Origin of the sequence: Streptomyces sp. NPDC006259 (assembly GCF_042870975.1) — a bacterium.
Taxonomy (GTDB): Bacteria; Actinomycetota; Actinomycetes; order Streptomycetales; family Streptomycetaceae; genus Streptomyces.
This window is the reverse complement of sequence record NZ_JBIAHY010000010.1, coordinates 65,463-82,120: the sequence shown is the minus strand read 5'-3', so window position 1 is coordinate 82,120 and position 16,658 is coordinate 65,463. Positions and strand designations below refer to the sequence as shown.

The following is a 16,658-nucleotide window of genomic DNA, read 5'->3' as shown; positions in this document are numbered from 1 at the left end:
GGTCCCGCGCGCACCCCTGATCCCGTTGTTACCGCGTTATCGACGACCGGTGACGTGTGTGACGCGGACCGGTCACGCGGTGACACCGTTCGCATACCCGTTCCGCTTATCGCGCACTCCTGACGACAGTCACGTACGAGTGATAACTTCGGGGTGACCGCTCGCCGAGAGGCCGCCCTCATGAGTCCCTTCACCGGCTCCGCCGCCCGCACCTCCGACTGGCACCATCTGCGCGTCACCCGCACCGACGGCGTCGCCACCGTCACCCTCGCCCGCCCCGAGAAACTCAACGCGCTCACCTTCGGCGCCTACGCCGACCTCCGCGACCTGCTCGCCGAGCTGTCCAGGGAACGGTCCGTGCGCGCCCTGGTGCTGGCCGGCGAGGGCCGCGGTTTCTGCTCCGGCGGAGACGTCGAGGAGATCATCGGGGCGACCCTCGCCCTGGACACCGCCCAGCTCCTCGACTTCAACCGGATGACCGGCCAGGTCGTCCGGGCCCTGCGGGAGTGCCCGTTCCCGGTGATCGCGGCCGTGCACGGGGTGGCCGCCGGAGCGGGCGCGGTGCTGGCGCTGGCCGCGGACTTCCGCGTCGCCGACACCAGCGCCCGCTTCGCGTTCCTCTTCACCCGCGTCGGCCTCTCCGGCGGCGACATGGGCGCCGCCTACCTCCTGCCCCGCGTCATCGGCCTCGGCCACGCCACCCGCCTGCTCATGCTCGGCGAGCCGGTCCGCGCCGCCGAGGCGGAGCGGATCGGCCTCATCAGCGAACTGACGGAGGAGGCCCACGCCGACGAGGCGGCCCACCGCCTGGCCCGCCGCCTCGCCGACGGGCCGGCGCTGGCGTACGCCCGGACGAAGGCCCTCCTCACGGCCGAACTCGACATGCCCCTGGCGGCGGCGGTGGAACTGGACGCGGCGACCCAGGCGCTCCTGATGAACGGCGAGGACTACCGGGAGTTCCACGCGGCGTTCACGCAGAAGCGCCCCCCGAAGTGGAGGGGCCGGTGACCAGGGCGGCCGACGCGGGGAGGCCGACCCCGGGGACGCACCTCCCGCGCATCGCGATCATCGGCGGCGGCCCCGGCGGTCTCTACACCGCGGCCCTCCTGAAACGCCGCGCCCCCGACCGCCAGGTCACCCTCTGGGAACGCACCACCCCGGAGCACACCTTCGGCTTCGGCGTGGTCCTCTCCGACGAAACCCTCGGCGGCATAGAACACGCCGACCCCGTCGTCCACGAGGCCCTCCAGCGGAGCTTCGTCCGCTGGGACGACATCGACATCGTCCACCGGAACACCCGCCACACCGCCGGAGGCCACGGCTTCGCCGCCCTGGGCAGAAAACGCCTTCTGGAGATCCTGCACACCCGCTGCCACGCCCTCGGCGTGGACCTGCGCCCGCACACCGAGGCGCCGCCCGTGGAAGACCTCGCCGAGACGTACGACCTGGTCGTCGCCGCCGACGGCGTGCACAGCACCACCCGCGAGGCCCGCGCCCACGTGTTCCGCCCCCGGCTCACCGCCCACCGCTGCCGCTACATCTGGCTCGCCGCCGACTTCGCCTTCGACGCCTTCCGCTTCGAGATCGCCGAGACCGAGCACGGTGTGATGCAACTGCACGGCTACCCCTACGCACCCGCGGCCTCCACCGTCATCGTCGAGATGCGCGAGGAGGTCTGGCACGCGGCCGGATTCGACGAGGTCACCCCGCAGGAGTCGATCGAACGCTGCGCCAAGATCTTCGCGGAGGCGCTCGGCGGACGGCGGCTCAGGTCCAACGACTCGGCGTGGACGACGTTCCGCACGGTGGTCAACGAGCGCTGGTCGCACGGCAACGTGGTGCTGCTGGGCGACGCCGCCCACACCGCCCACTTCTCCATCGGCTCCGGAACCAAGCTCGCCGTCGAGGACGCCCTGGCGCTGACCGCCTGCCTGGAGGAACACCCCGACCTGCGCACGGCCCTGACCGCCTACGAGGAGGAACGCAAGCCGGTCGTCGCCTCCACCCAGCGAGCCGCCCGCGCCAGCTTGGAGTGGTTCGAGAACCTCGCCCAGTACGTCGGCCAGCCGCCGCGCCGGTTCGCGTTCAACCTGCTCACCCGCAGCCGCCGCGTCACCCACGACAACCTGCGGCTGCGCGACGCGGTCTTCACCGGGGGAGTGGAGCGGGAGTTCGGCTGCCCACCCGGCACACCACCGATGTTCACGCCGTTCCGGCTGCGCGGTCTGACCCTGCGCAACCGGGTCGTCGTCTCCCCGATGGACCTGTACTCGGCGGTCGACGGAGTCCCCGGCGACCTCCACCTCGTCCATCTCGGCGGCCGCGCCCTCGGCGGGGCCGCACTGGTCATGACGGAGATGGTGTGCGTGGAGCCCGAGGGGCGCATCACGCCCGGCTGCACCGGCCTCTACACCGGTGGGCAGGCCGAGGCCTGGCGGCGGATCACCGACTTCGTGCACGAGCGGGCACCGGGCACCGCGATCGGCGTGCAGCTCGGCCACTCCGGGCGCAAGGGCTCGACCCGGCCGATGTGGGAGGGCATGGACGAACCCCTGCCGGACGGCAACTGGCCGCTCGTGGCCGCCTCCGCGCTGCCGTACCGGCCGGGCGGCCGCGTGCCGCGGGAGCTGGGCCGGGCCCACCTCACCGACCTGCGCGAACGGTTCGCGGCCGCGGCCTGGCGAGCCGCGCGGGCCGGGTTCGACCTGCTCGAACTGCACTGCGCGCACGGCTACCTGCTGTCGGGCTTCCTCTCGCCGCTGACCAACCGGCGCACCGACGCCTACGGCGGCTCGCTGGAGCGGCGGCTGCGGTTCCCGCTGGAGGTCTTCGACGCCGTACGGGCCGTGTGGCCGGAGGAACGGCCCATGACCGTACGGATCTCCGCGACCGACTGGGCCGACGGCGGGACCACGGCCGAGGACGCCGTGGAGATCGCCCGCGCCTTCGCCGCGCACGGCGCCGACGCGATCGACGTCTCCACCGGTCAGGTCGTCGCCGAGGAGAGGCCGCAGTACGGGCGGTCGTACCAGACGCCGTTCGCGGACCGGATCCGGCAGGAGGCGCGGGTCCCGGTGATCGCGGTCGGCGCGATCTCCTCCTGGGACGACGTCAACTCGCTGCTCCTGGCCGGCCGCGCGGACCTGTGCGCCCTGGCCCGCCCGCACCTGTACGACCCGCACTGGACGCTGCACGCCGCCGCCGAGCAGGGCTACGACGGGCCGGGTGCCGTCTGGCCCGCGCCGTACCGGGCGGGCAGCCGACCGCCGCGCACCGGCCGCGCGGACGCCCCCAAGCCCCGCCTGAGGCTGGGCAGCTGAGGCGGCTCAGGCGTCGGGGAGCAGGCCGGTGAACTCGGCGCCCGCGTCACGCAGCCGTGCGTGCAGCCCCTGGAACACGGCCGCCGAGCGTGCGCCCGGCCAGTCACCGGGCAGCAGCCCGGCGGGCAGGCCGGGGTCGGTGTAGGGCAGGTGGCGCCAGGCGTCCAGGGCGAGGAGGTAGTCGCGGTAGGCCGCCTCCGGCGGGGTGTCCGCGCGTCGCTCCCAGGCGTGCAGCACCCGGGCGTGGCGGTCGAGGAACGCCTCGTGCTCCTTGGCGATGGCCGCCAGGTCCCACCAGCGGGCGACGGCCTCCACGGTCGGCGCGAAGCCGAGGTGCCCGCCGCGGAAGAAGTCGACGTAGGCGTCCAGGTCCAGCCGCTCCAGGGTGTGCCGGGTCTCCTCGTACAGCCGGGCCGGGGCGATCCACACGCCGGGGGCGGCCGTGCCGAAGCCGAGACCGGCCAGCCGGGAGCGCAGCACGTGCCGCCTCTGCCGCTCCGCCTCCGGCACCGAGAACACGGCCAGCACCCAGCCCTCGTCCTCGGGCGGCGCGGTGGCGTAGATCCTCCGGTCGCCGTCCTCCAGCAACTGCCGTGCCTCCGGCGAGAGTTCGTACCCGGCGGCGCCCTGGGCGGTGCGGGCGGGCAACAGCAGACCGCGTCGTTTCAACCGGGACACCGAGGAGCGCACCGAGGGCGCGTCCACGCCGACCGCGGCGAGCAGCCGGATCAGCTCGGCGACGGGCACCGGGCCCGGCGCGAAACGGCCGTACGCGCCGTAGAGGGTGACGATGAGGGACCGGGGTGCGGGCTGGTCGGACACGTTGATCATCTTAGGTCGTCGGCATCACGGCTGGTCACCATCGGTGTCGCCGGTCGTGCGCAGCCGGAAGCGCTGGAGTTTGCCGGTCGCGGTGCGCGGCAGCGCGTCCAGGAAGACGATCTCCCGCGGGCACTTGTAGGGCGCCAACTCCGCCTTGACGTACGCCCGCAGCGCCTCCGCGTCCGGCCGCGCCCCGGATCGCAGAACGGCGAACGCCACCACCACCTGTCCGCGCGCCTCGTCGGGCCGCCCGACGACCGCCGTCTCGACGACGTCGGGATGGCGCAGCAGCGCGTCCTCCACCTCCGGGCCCGCGATGTTGTACCCGGCGGAGACGATCATGTCGTCGGCGCGGGCCACGTACCTGAAGTAGCCGTCCTCCTCGCGGACGTAGGTGTCGCCGGTGACGTTCCAGCCGTCGCGCACGTACTCCCGCTGCCGCGGGTCGGCGAGGTAGCGGCAGCCCACCGGGCCGCGCACGGCGAGCAATCCGGGCCGGCCGTCGGGGACCGGCTCGCCGTCCTCGTCCTGCACGCGCGCGTGCCAGCCCGGCACGGGGAGGCCCGTGGCGCCGGGCCGGATCCGCTCGTCGGCCGCCGAGATGAAGATGTGCAGCAGTTCGGTGGCCCCTATGCCGTTGATCAGGCGCAGCCCGGTCCGCTCGTGCCAGGCCCGCCAGGTGGCCGCGGGCAGGTTCTCGCCGGCGGAGACGCAGCGGCGCAGCGACGACACGTCGTGCCCGTCGAGGTCGCCCAGCATCGCCCGGTACGCGGTGGGCGCGGTGAACAGCACCGACACCCGGTGCTCGGCGATGGCGGGCAACAACTGCCGCGGGCCCGCCTGTTCGAGCAGCAGGGCACTCGCGCCGGCCCGCATCGGGAAGACCAGCAGCCCGCCGAGACCGAAGGTGAAGCCGAGCGGAGGGCTCCCCGCGAACACGTCGTCGGCGCGCGGCGCGAGCACCTGCCGGGAGAAGGTGTCGGCGATCGCCAGCACGTCCCGGTGGAAGTGCAGACACCCCTTGGGGCGGCCGGTGGTGCCCGAGGTGAAGGCGATCAGCGCCACGTCGTCGGCGGCGGTCTCCACGGCCGGGAACGGCGTGGCGGGCGCCCGCCGGTGCAGCAGGTCGTCGGGGGCGTCGCCGCCGTACACCGCGATCCGCAGCCCCGGTACCTCCGCCTCGGCCAGGTCGTCCACGGACCGGACGTCGCACAGGGCGTGCCGCACCCGGGCGATCGCGCACATCGTGCGCAGCTCGTTCGTGCGCTGCTGGGCCAGCACGGTCACCGCGATCCCGCCCGCCTTCAGCACCGCCAGCCAGCAGGCCGCCAGCCAGGGCGTGGTCGGTCCGCGCAGCAGCACCCGGTTGCCCGGTACGACGCCCAGCTCGCCGGTGAGGACGTGCGCCAGCCGGTCGACGCGGGCGCGCAGGCCCCCGTACGTCCACGGCGGGCCCGTGGGGGTGCGGAACACCGGCCGTCGGGGGGCGCCGCCGGCGAGCAGCTCGGCGGCGGCGTTCAGCCGCTCGGGGTAGCGCAGTTCCGGCAGGTCGAAATCGAGGCGGGGCCACTGGCCGGGCGGCGGGAGATGGTCGCGCGCGAAGGTGTCGACGTGGGCCGATCCATGCATGGAAGGCCGCCCCCTTGCCTTGGTGGGCGCCCGAAGGCGCCGTGGCGGGCGTGACGGTGGGCTCGCCGACCGAGCGTATCGCGTTGATGACGACAGTCAACGGTCCGCGATACGGTGGAGCCGGCGGAAGCAGGTCATCGGCGGAGAGGGGCGGCGATGCCCGCGTTGTCGCTCGAACCCGAACAGAGCGCCTGGTGCGCCGAACTGCGCGCCCTGGCCGCGGACCGGCTGCGCCCGCTCGCGGAGCAGGGCGAACCCGGCCGGATCAACCGACCCCTGCTTCTCGAACTCGGCCGACTCGGCCTGCTGGCCCGGCTGTTCACCTCCGGCGCCCTCGACCTCTGCCTGATGCGCGAATCCCTCGCCCACGCCTGCACCGAGGCGGAGACCGCCCTCGCCCTCCAGGGCCTCGGCGCGCACCCCGTCCACGCGCACGGCACCCGCGAACAGCGCGAGCGGTGGCTGCCCCGCGTCACCGACGGCAGCGCCGCGACCGCGTTCGCGCTCAGCGAGCCGGGGGCCGGCTCGGACGCGGCCGCGCTCTCCCTCGCGGCGGAACCCGACGGCCCCGACGGCTGGCGCCTGACCGGCGAGAAATGCTGGATCTCCAACGCCCCCGAAGCCGATCTCTACACCGTCTTCGCCCGTACGACGCCCGGAGCGGGCGCCCGTGGCATCACCGCGTTCCTGCTCCCCGCCGACCGCCCCGGCCTCACCGGCACCGCCCTGGACATGCTCTCCCCGCACCCCGTCGGCACCCTCGCCCTCGACGCCGTCCCGGTCACCACGGCCGACCTGCTCGGCGAACCGGACCGCGGCTTCCGCGTGGCCATGTCCACCCTCAACCTCTTCCGGCCCAGCGTCGGCGCCTTCGCCGTCGGCATGGCCCAGGCCGCCCTCGACGCCACCGTCACCCACACCACCCGGCGAACCGCCTTCGGCGGCAGGCTGAGGGACCTCCAGACGGTCGCCCACCAGGTCGCCGAGATGTCCCTGCGCACGGAGGCGGCCCGCCTGATGGTCCACGCCGCCGCCACGGCGTACGACACGGGCGCCCCGGACGTGCCGCGCCGCGCCGCCATGGCGAAACTCCTCGCCACCGAGACCGCGCAGTACGTCGTCGACACGGCCGTCCAACTCCACGGCGCCCGCGCCCTGTGCCGCGGCCACCTGCTGGAACACCTGTACCGCGAGGTGCGGGCGCCACGGATCTACGAGGGGGCGAGCGAGGTGCAACGCGCCGTCATCGCGAAGGAGTTGTACGCGGAGGCGGACCGTGCGGCGGTTGACCGTGCGGGCGTCGATCCTGCGGGCAGGGATCGCAGGCGCGGCGGGCCCGGCGCGGGGAGCGCGGCTGTCGATCCCGCGGAAGCGGCGGGCGAGGGCGAGGGCGCGCCGCGCCGGCCGGGGCCGGGGGGCGTCCGATGACCGCCGAGCGCGTCAACCCGCCGGGCCTGTCCCCGCCGACCGGCTTCTCGCACGCGGTCGTGGCGACCGGCTCACGCCTGGTGTTCCTGGCCGGCCAGACCGCGCTGGACGCCGACGGGAAGGTGGTCGGCGACTCGCTGCCGGACCAGTTCGCCCGCGCCCTGGCCAACCTGCTGACCGCCCTCGCGGCGGCCGGCGGCACCCCGGCGGACCTGGCACGCGTCACCGTCTACGTCACGGACGTTCCCGCCTACCGGGCATGCGCCCGCCAACTCGGTTCGGCATGGCGGGAGTTGGCGGGCCGGGACTACCCGGCGATGGCGGTCGTGGGGATCGTACGGCTGTGGGACGAGGCGGCCCTCGTCGAGCTGGACGGGTTCGCCGTCCTGGGGGACTGATCAGGCGGCGACGGCGACGGTCAGAAGGCCGGCGAGCCGTTCGGCCGGGACGCGGTGCGGGGCCACGACGCGACCGTCGGGCAGCAGCTCGCCGGAGTCGTCGAAGACGATCGTGCCGTCGCACAGGAGGGTCCAGCCCTGCTCGGGGTGGGCGGCGACGACGTGTGCGGGGTCGGCCGTGGGGCTCGGAGTCCGGTGGGTACACATGGCGCACCTCCACGTCGGTGGGGTCACCGGGCGGTGGACCCCGTTGAACCGACCATGCGCCCGCGCGGGGGCCGCCGCCAGAGCCCGCCCGCGAGTGTGACAGCACCAGGACAACTCCCGGACCGTTCGTCGACGGACGGTGCGGACTCGCCACCGAAGGAGTGACGATCACGGTCCCGGCCCCGGCCTCCCGGTACCAGTGGAACCCCCTACCAGGAGGTCGTTCCATGTCGTTCCATCCTTCCCTGAGTCCCGCCCTGACCGCGGCGGCCGGTGCCGCCCTGCTCCTGCTGGCCGCCCCCGCGGCGACCGCGACCGCCGGTCCGTCCGAGTCCGTGACCGTCGACCCGGTCGGCCGGGTCGCCGCCGACGGCACGGTCACCCTCACCGGCACCTACCGCTGCACCGGCAGCTCCGGTCCGGTCTTCGTCAGTTCCTCCGTCGGTCAGGAGTCCTCGACCACCCGGCACGGCATCGGCGGCACCCGTGCCGTGTGCGACGGCGCCGAACACCGCTGGGTGAACACGGGCAAGCCCTCATCCGACCCGGTCGAGCCCGGCGCGGCCCGCGTCGAGGCCACGGTGATGGAACTGCGCCCGGCGGGCGGCCTTCCGATGCCGCACTTCCACGCGGCGGCCGAGAAGGACGTGACGCTGACGGCGAGCTGACAGCGTGGACCGACGTCGCGTGCGTTGACGTCGCCGCTGCCGAGGGCCCCGGCGGCCGGGCTGCCGGGGCCCTCGGCGCGCACGTTAGGATCGCCGGGTGAATACGTACTGGCACGTCGTGCTTCCGCCGCTCGCCGTCTGACGGGCGCCGCACCGACCGATCTGCCCCACCCCGCCCCGACCGGCCGCTTCCCGCGCCGGCCGGCGGCCGTGTCGTGCGCCCGTTCCGGATCGAGTCCCAGACGCATTCGACGACGGAAGACCCACGACTGTGCCGAACCGCACCTCATCCCTGACTCCCGCGCGCCCGGCCACCCCGGCCCCGCACCGCACCGGCCCGCGCCACCCCCTCCTCGGCGGTCCCGCCCCCCTGCTCACCGCGGCCGTGCTGTGGGGCACGACCGGGACCGCCGCCTCCCTCGCCCCGGCCGGCGCGCCCGCCGCGGCCATCGGCTGCGCCGGTCTCACCCTCGGCGGCATCCTGCTCCTGCTCACCACCCGCGGCGCCCGGTCCCTGCCGGCCCGCTGCACCCGCTCCGAGCGGTGGCTGCTCGTCCTGGGCGCCCTCACCGTCGCCGGATACCCGGTCACCTTCTACCCGGCGGTGGCCCGCACCGGAGTGGCGGTGGCCACCGTGATCGCGCTCGGCAGCGCGCCGGTCCTCGCCGGACTCCTGTCCTGGCTCACCGGGCAGGCCCGGCCGACCGCACGCTGGACCGGCGCCACCTCGGCCGCCGTCCTCGGCTGCACCCTCCTGGTGCTGGGCCCCCGGCTCACCGGAGCCACCACACCGGTGGACCTCACAGGCGTCCTGCTCGCCGCCATCGCCGGACTCTCGTACGCCGTCTACGCGTCGATCGGCGCCCGGCTCATCACCCACGGGCACGAGTCCGGCGCGGTGATGGGCGCGCTGTTCGGCGCCGCCGGGCTGCTCGTGCTGCCGCTCGCCCCGTTCGTGGACGTCACCTGGCTCGGCACCGTCAGGGGCGCGGCGGTGGCCGGCTACCTCGCCCTGTTCACCGTCTACCTCGCCTACCGCCTCTTCGGGCACGGACTGCGCCGTACGTCCGCGTCGGCGGCCACCTCACTGACCCTGGCAGAACCCGCCGTCGCCGCCGTCCTGGGCGTCACCGTCCTCGGCGAGCGCCTGCCGTACGTCTCCTGGTGCGGCCTGGCCGTCCTCGGCCTGGGGCTGGTCCTTCTCGCCGCCCCCGTGAAGGTCCCGGCGAAGAGGGCGGTCGCCGAGCCCCGGTAACCGACCAGCCCGGCGCCTTCATCCACCGGGTGCTGCCGAAGCGACTGCCCCCGACCATGCCGAGGCAGCCGTTGGAGCCGGGGAGCGCGGCGGCCGACCGCACGGTGTCGTAACCGTCGCTCTCCTCGTACGTGAACGGCTCCCGGTCCCCCTCGGAGGCGAACCGGCCGCGGGTGTCCTGGAGGACGACCACGAAGCCGCGCCGGACCGCCGCCAGGGGGTCGAGGACGCCGGTTCGACGTTCCGTCGGAGACGCGTGACGGTACGGTGCCGCGCGCGGACGTCTACCGGCCCGGCGGGAGCGGATCCGGGTCCCCGTCATGTACCGCTCCTGCGTGGTGGTCACCGTGGTCCGGGGCGCTCACGCCGCCGCGTTCAGCAGGTCGGCCAGTACGTCGGGGCGTTCCAGGGCGATGAAGTGGCCGGCCTTCGGCACCTGTGTGAAGTCGGCGGCCGGCAGCAGCCGCTTGTCGGCCTCCCGGTCCGAGGGGCGGGACCAGTCCTTCTCGCCGTAGACCAGGTGGACGGGGGCCTGCACCTCGGGGTAGCGCGAGCGGGCCGCGATGAGGCCGGGCAGGTTCTGGTACACGGCCCGGGCGACGGCCGGGTAGCCGGGGCGGCCCCCCACCCGGAGGAGTTCGTCCACGTAGTCCGCCCGCAGGGCGCTCCGGTCGCCGAGGCCGCCCTGAAGGATCTTGCGGAGGGCGGCCCTGGGCTCCACTCCGGCGACCACCGGACCCACTCCCGGCGCGAGGACGGCGCTGACCACCACGCGGGCGAGGAGACCGGACCGGGCGATGCCGTCGCGGTAGTCGTAGGTGTTCACCGCGACGACGCGCCGTACCCGCTCCGGCAGATCGGCCGCGGTGGTCAGGGCGAGCACCGCCCCCATGGACTCCCCGACCAACGTCACGTCGTGCAGGTCGAGTGCGGTGAGGAGCCGCTCGACGCCCGCGCGCATCGCCGGCTCGTCGTACGACGCACCGGGGACGATCTCGGAGTAGCCCATCCCCGGCAGATCGAGGGCGTACACGGTGTACCGGTCCGCGATCAGCGGGATGAGGAGGCGGAAGTGCTCGGCCTGGGTGCGCACGGTGTGCAGCAGGACCAGGGGAGCACCGGTGCCCGCCTTGAGGTAGCGCAGCGTTCCCTCGTGGCCGTGTCGTCCTGCGCGCGGGGCGAGGGTGTGGCTGGTGGTCCCCGGGATGTGGATCGTGGGACGTGACTCCTGGCTGGGCATCTCGCCGTCTCCCCGTCCTACTTGGCGAGCTGGGCGTACAGCCCGGCCAGGTCCCCGGCGAGGCCCGCCTTGACCTGCCGCGAGATGTCGTCGGCGAGCACCTCGTACGCGCCCGCCTCGACGCCGTCGAGGGCGAGGGCGGCGACGTCCCGGGGATCGGACTTGGGCGCGTCGACGCCGGCCGCCAGGTCGGTGTCCACGTAACCCACGTGCAGTCCGGTGACGGCGATGCCGCGCGGCTGAAGCTCCAGGCGCAGGGAGTTCGTCTGCGACCACAGGGCCGCCTTCGAGGCGCTGTAGGAGCCGCCGAGCGCCAGCCAGGACAGCACGGAGTGCACGTTGAGGAGGTGGCCGCCGCCGTTGCCCTCGATGACCGGGACGAAGGCCCGGGCGACCAGGAGCGGGCCGTAGAAGTTGGTCTCGAACTCCCGGCGTACGTCGTCGACCGGGGAGTCGAGGAAGGAGGCGCCGACCGCGGCACCGGCGTTGTTGATCAGTACGGTGACGTCCTGCGCCTGTGCGGCGGCCGCCGCCACGGAGGCGGGGTCGGTGACCTCCAGCGCGACCGGGACGGCGTCGGGATGCGTCACGCTCCGCGGGTCGCGGGCCGTGGCGTAGACCTTGCCGGCGCCACGCGCGTACAGCTCCTCCACCAGCGCCTTGCCGATGCCACGGCTGCCGCCGGTGACGAAGACGTTTGCGCCCTTCAAAGCGGTCATGACTGCCTCCAGAGAAATGGGAAACCGACTGGTTTCATCACAGTAAACCGATCGGTTTTCGGGCGCAAGTTCTTCAGGGGCGCCAGTCGCGTGGGCTCGGCTTCGGGATGTCGTTCCTGATCCGGGGGGCCCGGGACGTCTCCACCCGTCCGTTCGGCCTGGTCCATGTCGGCGTCGGCCGTGCGGCGGGGGAGTGGGTGTCGGTCGTGCGGCGGGGGAGTCCGTGGGAATGTCAGGGCTCACCGACGGTTCGGGTGCGGCGGCGGCCGTCAAGTGCTGCCGAGGGGAGGGGCTGCTCGCCGGGTCTGTGCGCCGAAGGGGGCCGCGTTCGACGACCGTGCGGTTCCAGGGGTGGGGTCATGGCTCGGAGTGGCTCCGGGGCGTGTCGCCCCGCCGGGGAGGCCGGGTGTGCACACCGCCATGGCTCGGGGCCGCCTTTCTCCGTGGCGTCGCCGAGACTCCGCGCGGGCGCCACCCTGGAAGCCGCGCGGGGGCCATCATGGAAACCGATCGGTTTTATTGTGCCTCTCTCTGGGTTAACCTCGTGGTATGACCACCGAAGTGAAACGAAGCCCCAGGGAGCGGCTGCTGGAGGCGGCGGCCACGCTCACCTACCGGGACGGTGTCGGTATCGGCGTCGAGGCGCTGTGCAAGGCGGCGGGCGTGTCGAAGCGCTCCATGTACCAGCTGTTCCAGAGCAAGGACGAACTGCTGGCGGCGAGTCTGGAGCGGCGCACTTCGGCCTACGTGGCGGAACTCCTGCCCGCGGCGGACGACGACCGTTCCCCCAGGGAGCGGATCCTGCATGTCTTCGAGCGGGTGGAATCACAGTCGCGGGCGCCCGAGTTCCACGGCTGCCCCTTCCTGGCCGCGCAGGTCGAGCTGAAGAACCAGAGCCACCCCGCGAGCCAGGTCGCCCATCAGGTCAAGGAGAACCTGACCGCCTTCTTCCGCGCCGAGGCGGAGCGGGGCGGGGCAAGGGATCCCGGTCTACTGGCCCGGCAGCTCAGCCTGGTCTTCGACGGTGCCAGCGCCCGCGCGGGCATCGGTGCGGACACACTGACGGGGCTCGTCGCGCCCACGGTGGTCACCCTGCTCGACGCGGCGGACGTGCGCTGACGACCGAAAGCCGGCGGCTGCCTGAGCCGCTGAGCGGTCCGGACGGAGCGGAACAGCGACGCCACGCCGGAGTCATCGAGTCGCGGACTCCGGCGTGGCGTCGGGGGTTCCGAGCCGAAGACTCCGGCCTGGCGGGGGCGTCGCCCGAGCGTGGACCGCCCGGCCGAAGCCCCGAAGCCCCGAAGTTCCGAAGCCCTGAAGGCCCGAAGCCTCGAAGCTCTGAAGGCCCCCCGGAAGATCCCGGAGCGGCCCGAACGAAGGCCTTCCCCGGCGGCGAAGCGGAGACGTGCCGCACGCCTGCCTCACCGACGGCGAAAAAGTCCCGGAGCGGTCCCACGCATGCCGCCGCACTCCCTCCCCGCCCCGCTTACTCGCGAGCCGGATCGGGTGTGACGGTCATGCCTCTCAGGACGTTCAGATGTCGCGGAAGATCTCGATCTGCGCCCCGATCGAGTTCAGCCGCTCGGCCAGGTCCTCGTAACCGCGGTTGATGACATACACGTTGCGCAGCACGGACGTGCCCTCCGCCGCCATCATCGCCAGCAGGACGACCACCGCGGGCCGCAGGGCCGGCGGGCACATCATCTCGGCGGCGCGCCAGCGGGTCGGGCCCTCCACCAGCACCCGGTGGGGGTCGAGGAGTTGGAGCCGCCCACCGAGCCGGTTCAGGTCGGTCAGGTAGATCGCGCGGTTGTCGTATACCCAGTCGTGGATGAGGGTCTTGCCCTGGGCGACGGCCGCGATGGCCGCGAAGAACGGCACGTTGTCGATGTTCAGACCGGGAAACGGCATCGGGTGGATCTTGTCGATCGGCGCCTCCAGCTTCGAGGGCCGGACCGTGAGGTCCACCAGACGGGTACGGCCGTTGTCGGCGGCGTACTCCGGCGTACGGTCGTGATCGAGCCCCATCTCCTCCAGCACGGCCAGCTCGATCTCCAGGAACTCGATCGGCACCCGGCGCACCGTCAGCTCCGACTCCGTGACGACGGCGGCGGCCAGCAGGCTCATCGCCTCGACCGGGTCCTCGGAGGGGGAGTAGTCCACGTCGACGTCGATGTCCGGCACGCCGTGCACGGTGAGCGTGGTGGTGCCGATGCCCTCGACCTCGACACCGAGCGCCTCCAGGAAGAAGCAGAGGTCCTGGACCATGTAGTTGGAGGAGGCGTTGCGGATGACGGTGACCCCGTCGTGCCGGGCGGCCGCCAGCAGCGCGTTCTCGGTGACGGTGTCCCCGCGCTCGGTCAGCACGATCGGACGGTCCGGGCGGACGGCGCGGTCGACGACGGCGTGGTACTGGCCCTCCGTCGCCGCGATGTCCAGCCCGAACCGGCGCAGCGCGATCATGTGCGGCTCGATGGTCCGCGTACCGAGGTCGCAGCCACCGGCGTACGGCAGCTTGAACTGGTCCATGCGGTGCAGCAGCGGGCCGAAGAACATGATGATCGAGCGGGTCCGTACGGCGGCCTCGGCGTCGATGGCCGCCATGTCCAGCTCGGCGGGCGGCACGATCTCCAGGTCCACGCCCTCGTTGATCCAGCGCGTGCGTACGCCGATCGAGTTCAGCACCTCCAGGAGGCGGTACACCTCCTCGATGCGGGCGACCCGGCGCAGCACCGTGCGCCCCCGGTTGAGCAGCGAGGCGCACAGCAGGGCCACGCACGCGTTCTTGCTCGTCTTCACGTCGATGGCGCCGGACAGCCGTCGGCCGCCCACCACGCGCAGATGCATCGGCCCCGCGTAGCCCAGTGAGACGATCTCACTGTCCAGAGCTTCACCGATTCGAGCGATCATCTCAAGGCTGATGTTTTGGTTCCCGCGCTCGATGCGGTTGACGGCGCTCTGGCTTGTCCCGAGCGCCTCGGCCAGCTGCGCCTGTGTCCAGCCGCGGTGCTGCCTGGCGTCACGGATGAGCCTGCCGATGCGTAGGAGGTAGTCGTCTGCCATGAGGTTGAGGTTATCTCAGATATGAGATCGCACCTCTTGGGGGGTCCGTTCGGATGACACCCCGTCAACGACGCTTGGCGGTACGCGTACGACGCCACCCGAAAGGCCCGGGCAGATCCACCGACGTCGTCTGACGCCCGGTGCTGCTGTGGGTGTGACGCGGCCCGTGCGAGCCGCCGCCGGTCGTGATGGACCACGAACGCCGGTTGATGTTCAGGCGCACCCCCGGAAAGATGCGGAAACTCTTGCGGAAAGTGAGGGGCATCGCGAACCTCCTTCTCGGTCGGCGGGTCGGGCTCGGTGTGCCACGGACGCTCCGCCTTCGTCTACCCCCGCTCGCCCGGGCCATGGCCGGGGCACACCGGAATCCCGGCACCTTCGCGCGCGGTGCTGACGCACCGACAGGCCTACCGGGGTATCGACGAGTGACGAAGGGTCGGGAACTGCCGGGAACCCCGGACACCGCTTCCGCGACACCGATCTTCCCGACGCGGGGCCGCCGGTCACCGCTTCCGCGCGGGGAGCTGCTTCTCGACCCCCTTGGTCACCCGTGCCCCTCGGAAGAGCACTGGGAGCCACAGAAGACAGGCCAGCAGGGGGACCGCGGCGTAGGCGGCCATGCCCACACCGGAGCCCAACCCGTCCATGAGCGCGCCGAGGACGAGATAGCCGATGCCGATGAACGCCGACTCCACGAACGCGATCATCGACAGCAGGCTCGCCCGGTGGCGCGACGGCACCGCCTCGTTGAACACGTTGTCCACGAGCACGGCCGTGATCTCGGGAACGCCGACCAGGACCAGGAACGCGGCGATGGTGACCTGGACAAGGCCGAGGCCGGTCAGGCCGAGCGCCACGGCGAGCGCCAGGAGAGACACCGGGACGATGACCCGATACCCGATGCGCCGGTCCGCGCGGTCCGACAGCAGGGGGACGAGCCCGCCGACGAAGAATCCCGCCGATATGACCACGCTGACCGATGCGGTGCCCGCTCCCTGATCGGAGAGGGTCTTCTGGGTGAAGATGATGTACGGCGTCAACGTCGCGTGCATCAATCCGGACACCACGACCAGCGTCACGAGCGCCGGGGTGGCGACCCGGAGCATCGCCCGCCATGCCGTGGCGTCGCGGTGCCCCTTCTCGGCTCCGTCCCGCTCGTCCACCGCGTCCGCGCCGCGGATCTCGGGCACCCGTGACATCAGCACCACCACGGCCAGGACGAGGCACGCCGCCGAACCTGCGTAGACGACTCCCCAGGAGATCTGCTGCAGTTGGCCGCCGAGGGCGATGGCGGCTCCCGAGGTGACCGTCCCGAGCATGGTGAACCGGGACCTGATCCTGACGTAGCCGGCCGTCGCGCCACGACGCACGAGCAGGTCGTACAGCAGGGCGGTGTCCGAACCGGACACGCATGCCATGCCCACGCCCTGTCCGATGAACAGCGTCAGGAACACCCAGTAGTCGGAGAACGTCACCTGACCGAGCAGGCATCCCGCTATCAGCACCTGACCGGTCACGATGCCGGCCCGCCTGCCGATGCGGTCGGCGATGACTCCCGTCGGCAACTCCGCGAGTCCGCTGACCAGGTAGAGCAGTGTCTGAAGGAGGGCCACTTGCCCGGCCGAGAAGCCTCGCTGGTAGAGGAAGAGGACGAATACGCCCCGCTGGAACAGCGAGTTGGCGAGCACGGCGTACACGTAGAAGGGGCGCGTGACGCTTCGTGCCGCGTCGTCGACTGTGGCCGGCCCGCCAAGGGCCTCCGTGGTGCCGGTCATGCTGTGGGCTCCCCCTGGTGACTCCGGTGATCATGGATGCCGGACCCCCGCCGCCGAGAGCCGGCGCTCCCGCTCGCCGTCGCGCCGGTGCGGCCGGAACGGTCGCGAGGTGATCGCACCGCCTCGCGACCGAA

The 16,658-nt window shown here is 72.9% G+C and carries 15 protein-coding genes and 1 pseudogene; 7 read left to right on the top strand and 9 right to left on the bottom strand.

Going from position 1 to position 16,658, the window contains the following annotated elements; all coding sequences use genetic code 11:
* The first annotated feature begins 180 nt into the window (after nucleotides 1-180).
* Nucleotides 181-1,008 carry an enoyl-CoA hydratase family protein gene (locus ACFYO5_RS33450; RefSeq protein WP_388716126.1) on the top strand — a complete coding sequence of 276 codons (828 nt, stop codon included), beginning with the start codon at nucleotides 181-183 and terminating at the stop codon, nucleotides 1,006-1,008.
* Complete coding sequence (locus ACFYO5_RS33445) at nucleotides 1,005-3,320, top strand: bifunctional salicylyl-CoA 5-hydroxylase/oxidoreductase (RefSeq protein ID WP_388716123.1); 2,316 nt, start codon at nucleotides 1,005-1,007, stop codon at nucleotides 3,318-3,320. Before ACFYO5_RS33450 ends, ACFYO5_RS33445 begins: the two co-directional genes overlap by 4 nt.
* A 6-nt stretch (nucleotides 3,321-3,326) precedes the next feature.
* Here the strand turns inward: ACFYO5_RS33445 and ACFYO5_RS33440 are convergent, their stop codons facing one another.
* Both ACFYO5_RS33440 and ACFYO5_RS33435 read right to left on the bottom strand, forming a co-directional pair.
* Entirely contained in the window at nucleotides 3,327-4,151 is an 825-nt protein-coding gene (locus ACFYO5_RS33440; protein WP_388716120.1) for a PaaX family transcriptional regulator C-terminal domain-containing protein, read from the bottom strand.
* Nucleotides 4,152-4,166: 15 nt separating this feature from the next.
* Nucleotides 4,167-5,771 (bottom strand): AMP-binding protein, encoded by a 1,605-nt coding sequence (locus tag ACFYO5_RS33435; protein ID WP_388716117.1) that lies wholly within the window; start codon nucleotides 5,769-5,771, stop codon nucleotides 4,167-4,169.
* A gap of 156 nt (nucleotides 5,772-5,927) precedes the next feature.
* Between ACFYO5_RS33435 and ACFYO5_RS33430 the strand changes: the two genes are divergently transcribed.
* Both ACFYO5_RS33430 and ACFYO5_RS33425 read left to right on the top strand, forming a co-directional pair.
* Nucleotides 5,928-7,199: an acyl-CoA dehydrogenase family protein gene (locus tag ACFYO5_RS33430; RefSeq protein WP_388716114.1), complete on the top strand. Its 1,272-nt coding sequence runs from the start codon at nucleotides 5,928-5,930 to the stop codon at nucleotides 7,197-7,199.
* Nucleotides 7,196-7,597: a RidA family protein gene (locus ACFYO5_RS33425; protein WP_388716111.1), complete on the top strand. Its 402-nt coding sequence runs from the start codon at nucleotides 7,196-7,198 to the stop codon at nucleotides 7,595-7,597. Before ACFYO5_RS33430 ends, ACFYO5_RS33425 begins: the two co-directional genes overlap by 4 nt.
* Here the strand turns inward: ACFYO5_RS33425 and ACFYO5_RS33420 are convergent, their stop codons facing one another.
* Nucleotides 7,598-7,804 carry a DUF5999 family protein gene (locus ACFYO5_RS33420; protein WP_356562245.1) on the bottom strand — a complete coding sequence of 69 codons (207 nt, stop codon included), beginning with the start codon at nucleotides 7,802-7,804 and terminating at the stop codon, nucleotides 7,598-7,600. It abuts the gene before it with no gap.
* Between the two features lie 227 nt (nucleotides 7,805-8,031).
* On the opposite strand from ACFYO5_RS33420, the gene ACFYO5_RS33415 reads away from it, so the two are divergent.
* Both ACFYO5_RS33415 and ACFYO5_RS33410 read left to right on the top strand, forming a co-directional pair.
* The gene (locus tag ACFYO5_RS33415) at nucleotides 8,032-8,472 is read left to right on the top strand and encodes a DUF6299 family protein (protein WP_356562247.1); all 441 of its coding nucleotides are present in this window, start codon (nucleotides 8,032-8,034) and stop codon (nucleotides 8,470-8,472) included.
* A gap of 271 nt (nucleotides 8,473-8,743) precedes the next feature.
* Nucleotides 8,744-9,727 (top strand): EamA family transporter, encoded by a 984-nt coding sequence (locus tag ACFYO5_RS33410; RefSeq protein ID WP_388716107.1) that lies wholly within the window; start codon nucleotides 8,744-8,746, stop codon nucleotides 9,725-9,727.
* Nucleotides 9,728-9,800: 73 nt separating this feature from the next.
* On the opposite strand, the pseudogene ACFYO5_RS33405 reads toward ACFYO5_RS33410, so the two are convergent.
* The 3 genes and pseudogenes from ACFYO5_RS33405 to ACFYO5_RS33395 all read right to left on the bottom strand — a co-directional run.
* Nucleotides 9,801-10,049: pseudogene (locus ACFYO5_RS33405) on the bottom strand (CocE/NonD family hydrolase); the annotation flags it as partial.
* A gap of 39 nt (nucleotides 10,050-10,088) precedes the next feature.
* The gene (locus ACFYO5_RS33400; protein WP_388716104.1) at nucleotides 10,089-10,967 is read right to left on the bottom strand and encodes an alpha/beta fold hydrolase; all 879 of its coding nucleotides are present in this window, start codon (nucleotides 10,965-10,967) and stop codon (nucleotides 10,089-10,091) included.
* Between the two features lie 17 nt (nucleotides 10,968-10,984).
* The gene (locus tag ACFYO5_RS33395; protein WP_388716100.1) at nucleotides 10,985-11,686 is read right to left on the bottom strand and encodes an SDR family oxidoreductase; all 702 of its coding nucleotides are present in this window, start codon (nucleotides 11,684-11,686) and stop codon (nucleotides 10,985-10,987) included.
* Nucleotides 11,687-12,235: 549 nt separating this feature from the next.
* Between ACFYO5_RS33395 and ACFYO5_RS33390 the strand changes: the two genes are divergently transcribed.
* Nucleotides 12,236-12,805: a TetR/AcrR family transcriptional regulator gene (locus tag ACFYO5_RS33390; RefSeq protein ID WP_388716097.1), complete on the top strand. Its 570-nt coding sequence runs from the start codon at nucleotides 12,236-12,238 to the stop codon at nucleotides 12,803-12,805.
* Nucleotides 12,806-13,219: 414 nt separating this feature from the next.
* On the opposite strand, the gene ACFYO5_RS33385 is transcribed toward ACFYO5_RS33390, so the two are convergent.
* The 3 genes from ACFYO5_RS33385 to ACFYO5_RS33375 all read right to left on the bottom strand — a co-directional run bounded on the left by ACFYO5_RS33385 (nucleotide 13,220) and on the right by ACFYO5_RS33375 (nucleotide 16,524).
* On the bottom strand, nucleotides 13,220-14,749 hold the full coding sequence (locus tag ACFYO5_RS33385) for a helix-turn-helix domain-containing protein (RefSeq protein WP_388716094.1): 1,530 nt from the start codon (nucleotides 14,747-14,749) through the stop codon (nucleotides 13,220-13,222).
* A 64-nt stretch (nucleotides 14,750-14,813) separates the two neighbouring features.
* On the bottom strand, nucleotides 14,814-15,014 hold the full coding sequence (locus tag ACFYO5_RS33380; protein ID WP_388716091.1) for a DUF4236 domain-containing protein: 201 nt from the start codon (nucleotides 15,012-15,014) through the stop codon (nucleotides 14,814-14,816).
* Nucleotides 15,015-15,252: 238 nt separating this feature from the next.
* Nucleotides 15,253-16,524, bottom strand: coding sequence for an MFS transporter (locus ACFYO5_RS33375; RefSeq protein ID WP_388716088.1), 1,272 nt, complete (start codon nucleotides 16,522-16,524; stop codon nucleotides 15,253-15,255).
* Between the last annotated feature and the right edge of the window lie 134 nt (nucleotides 16,525-16,658).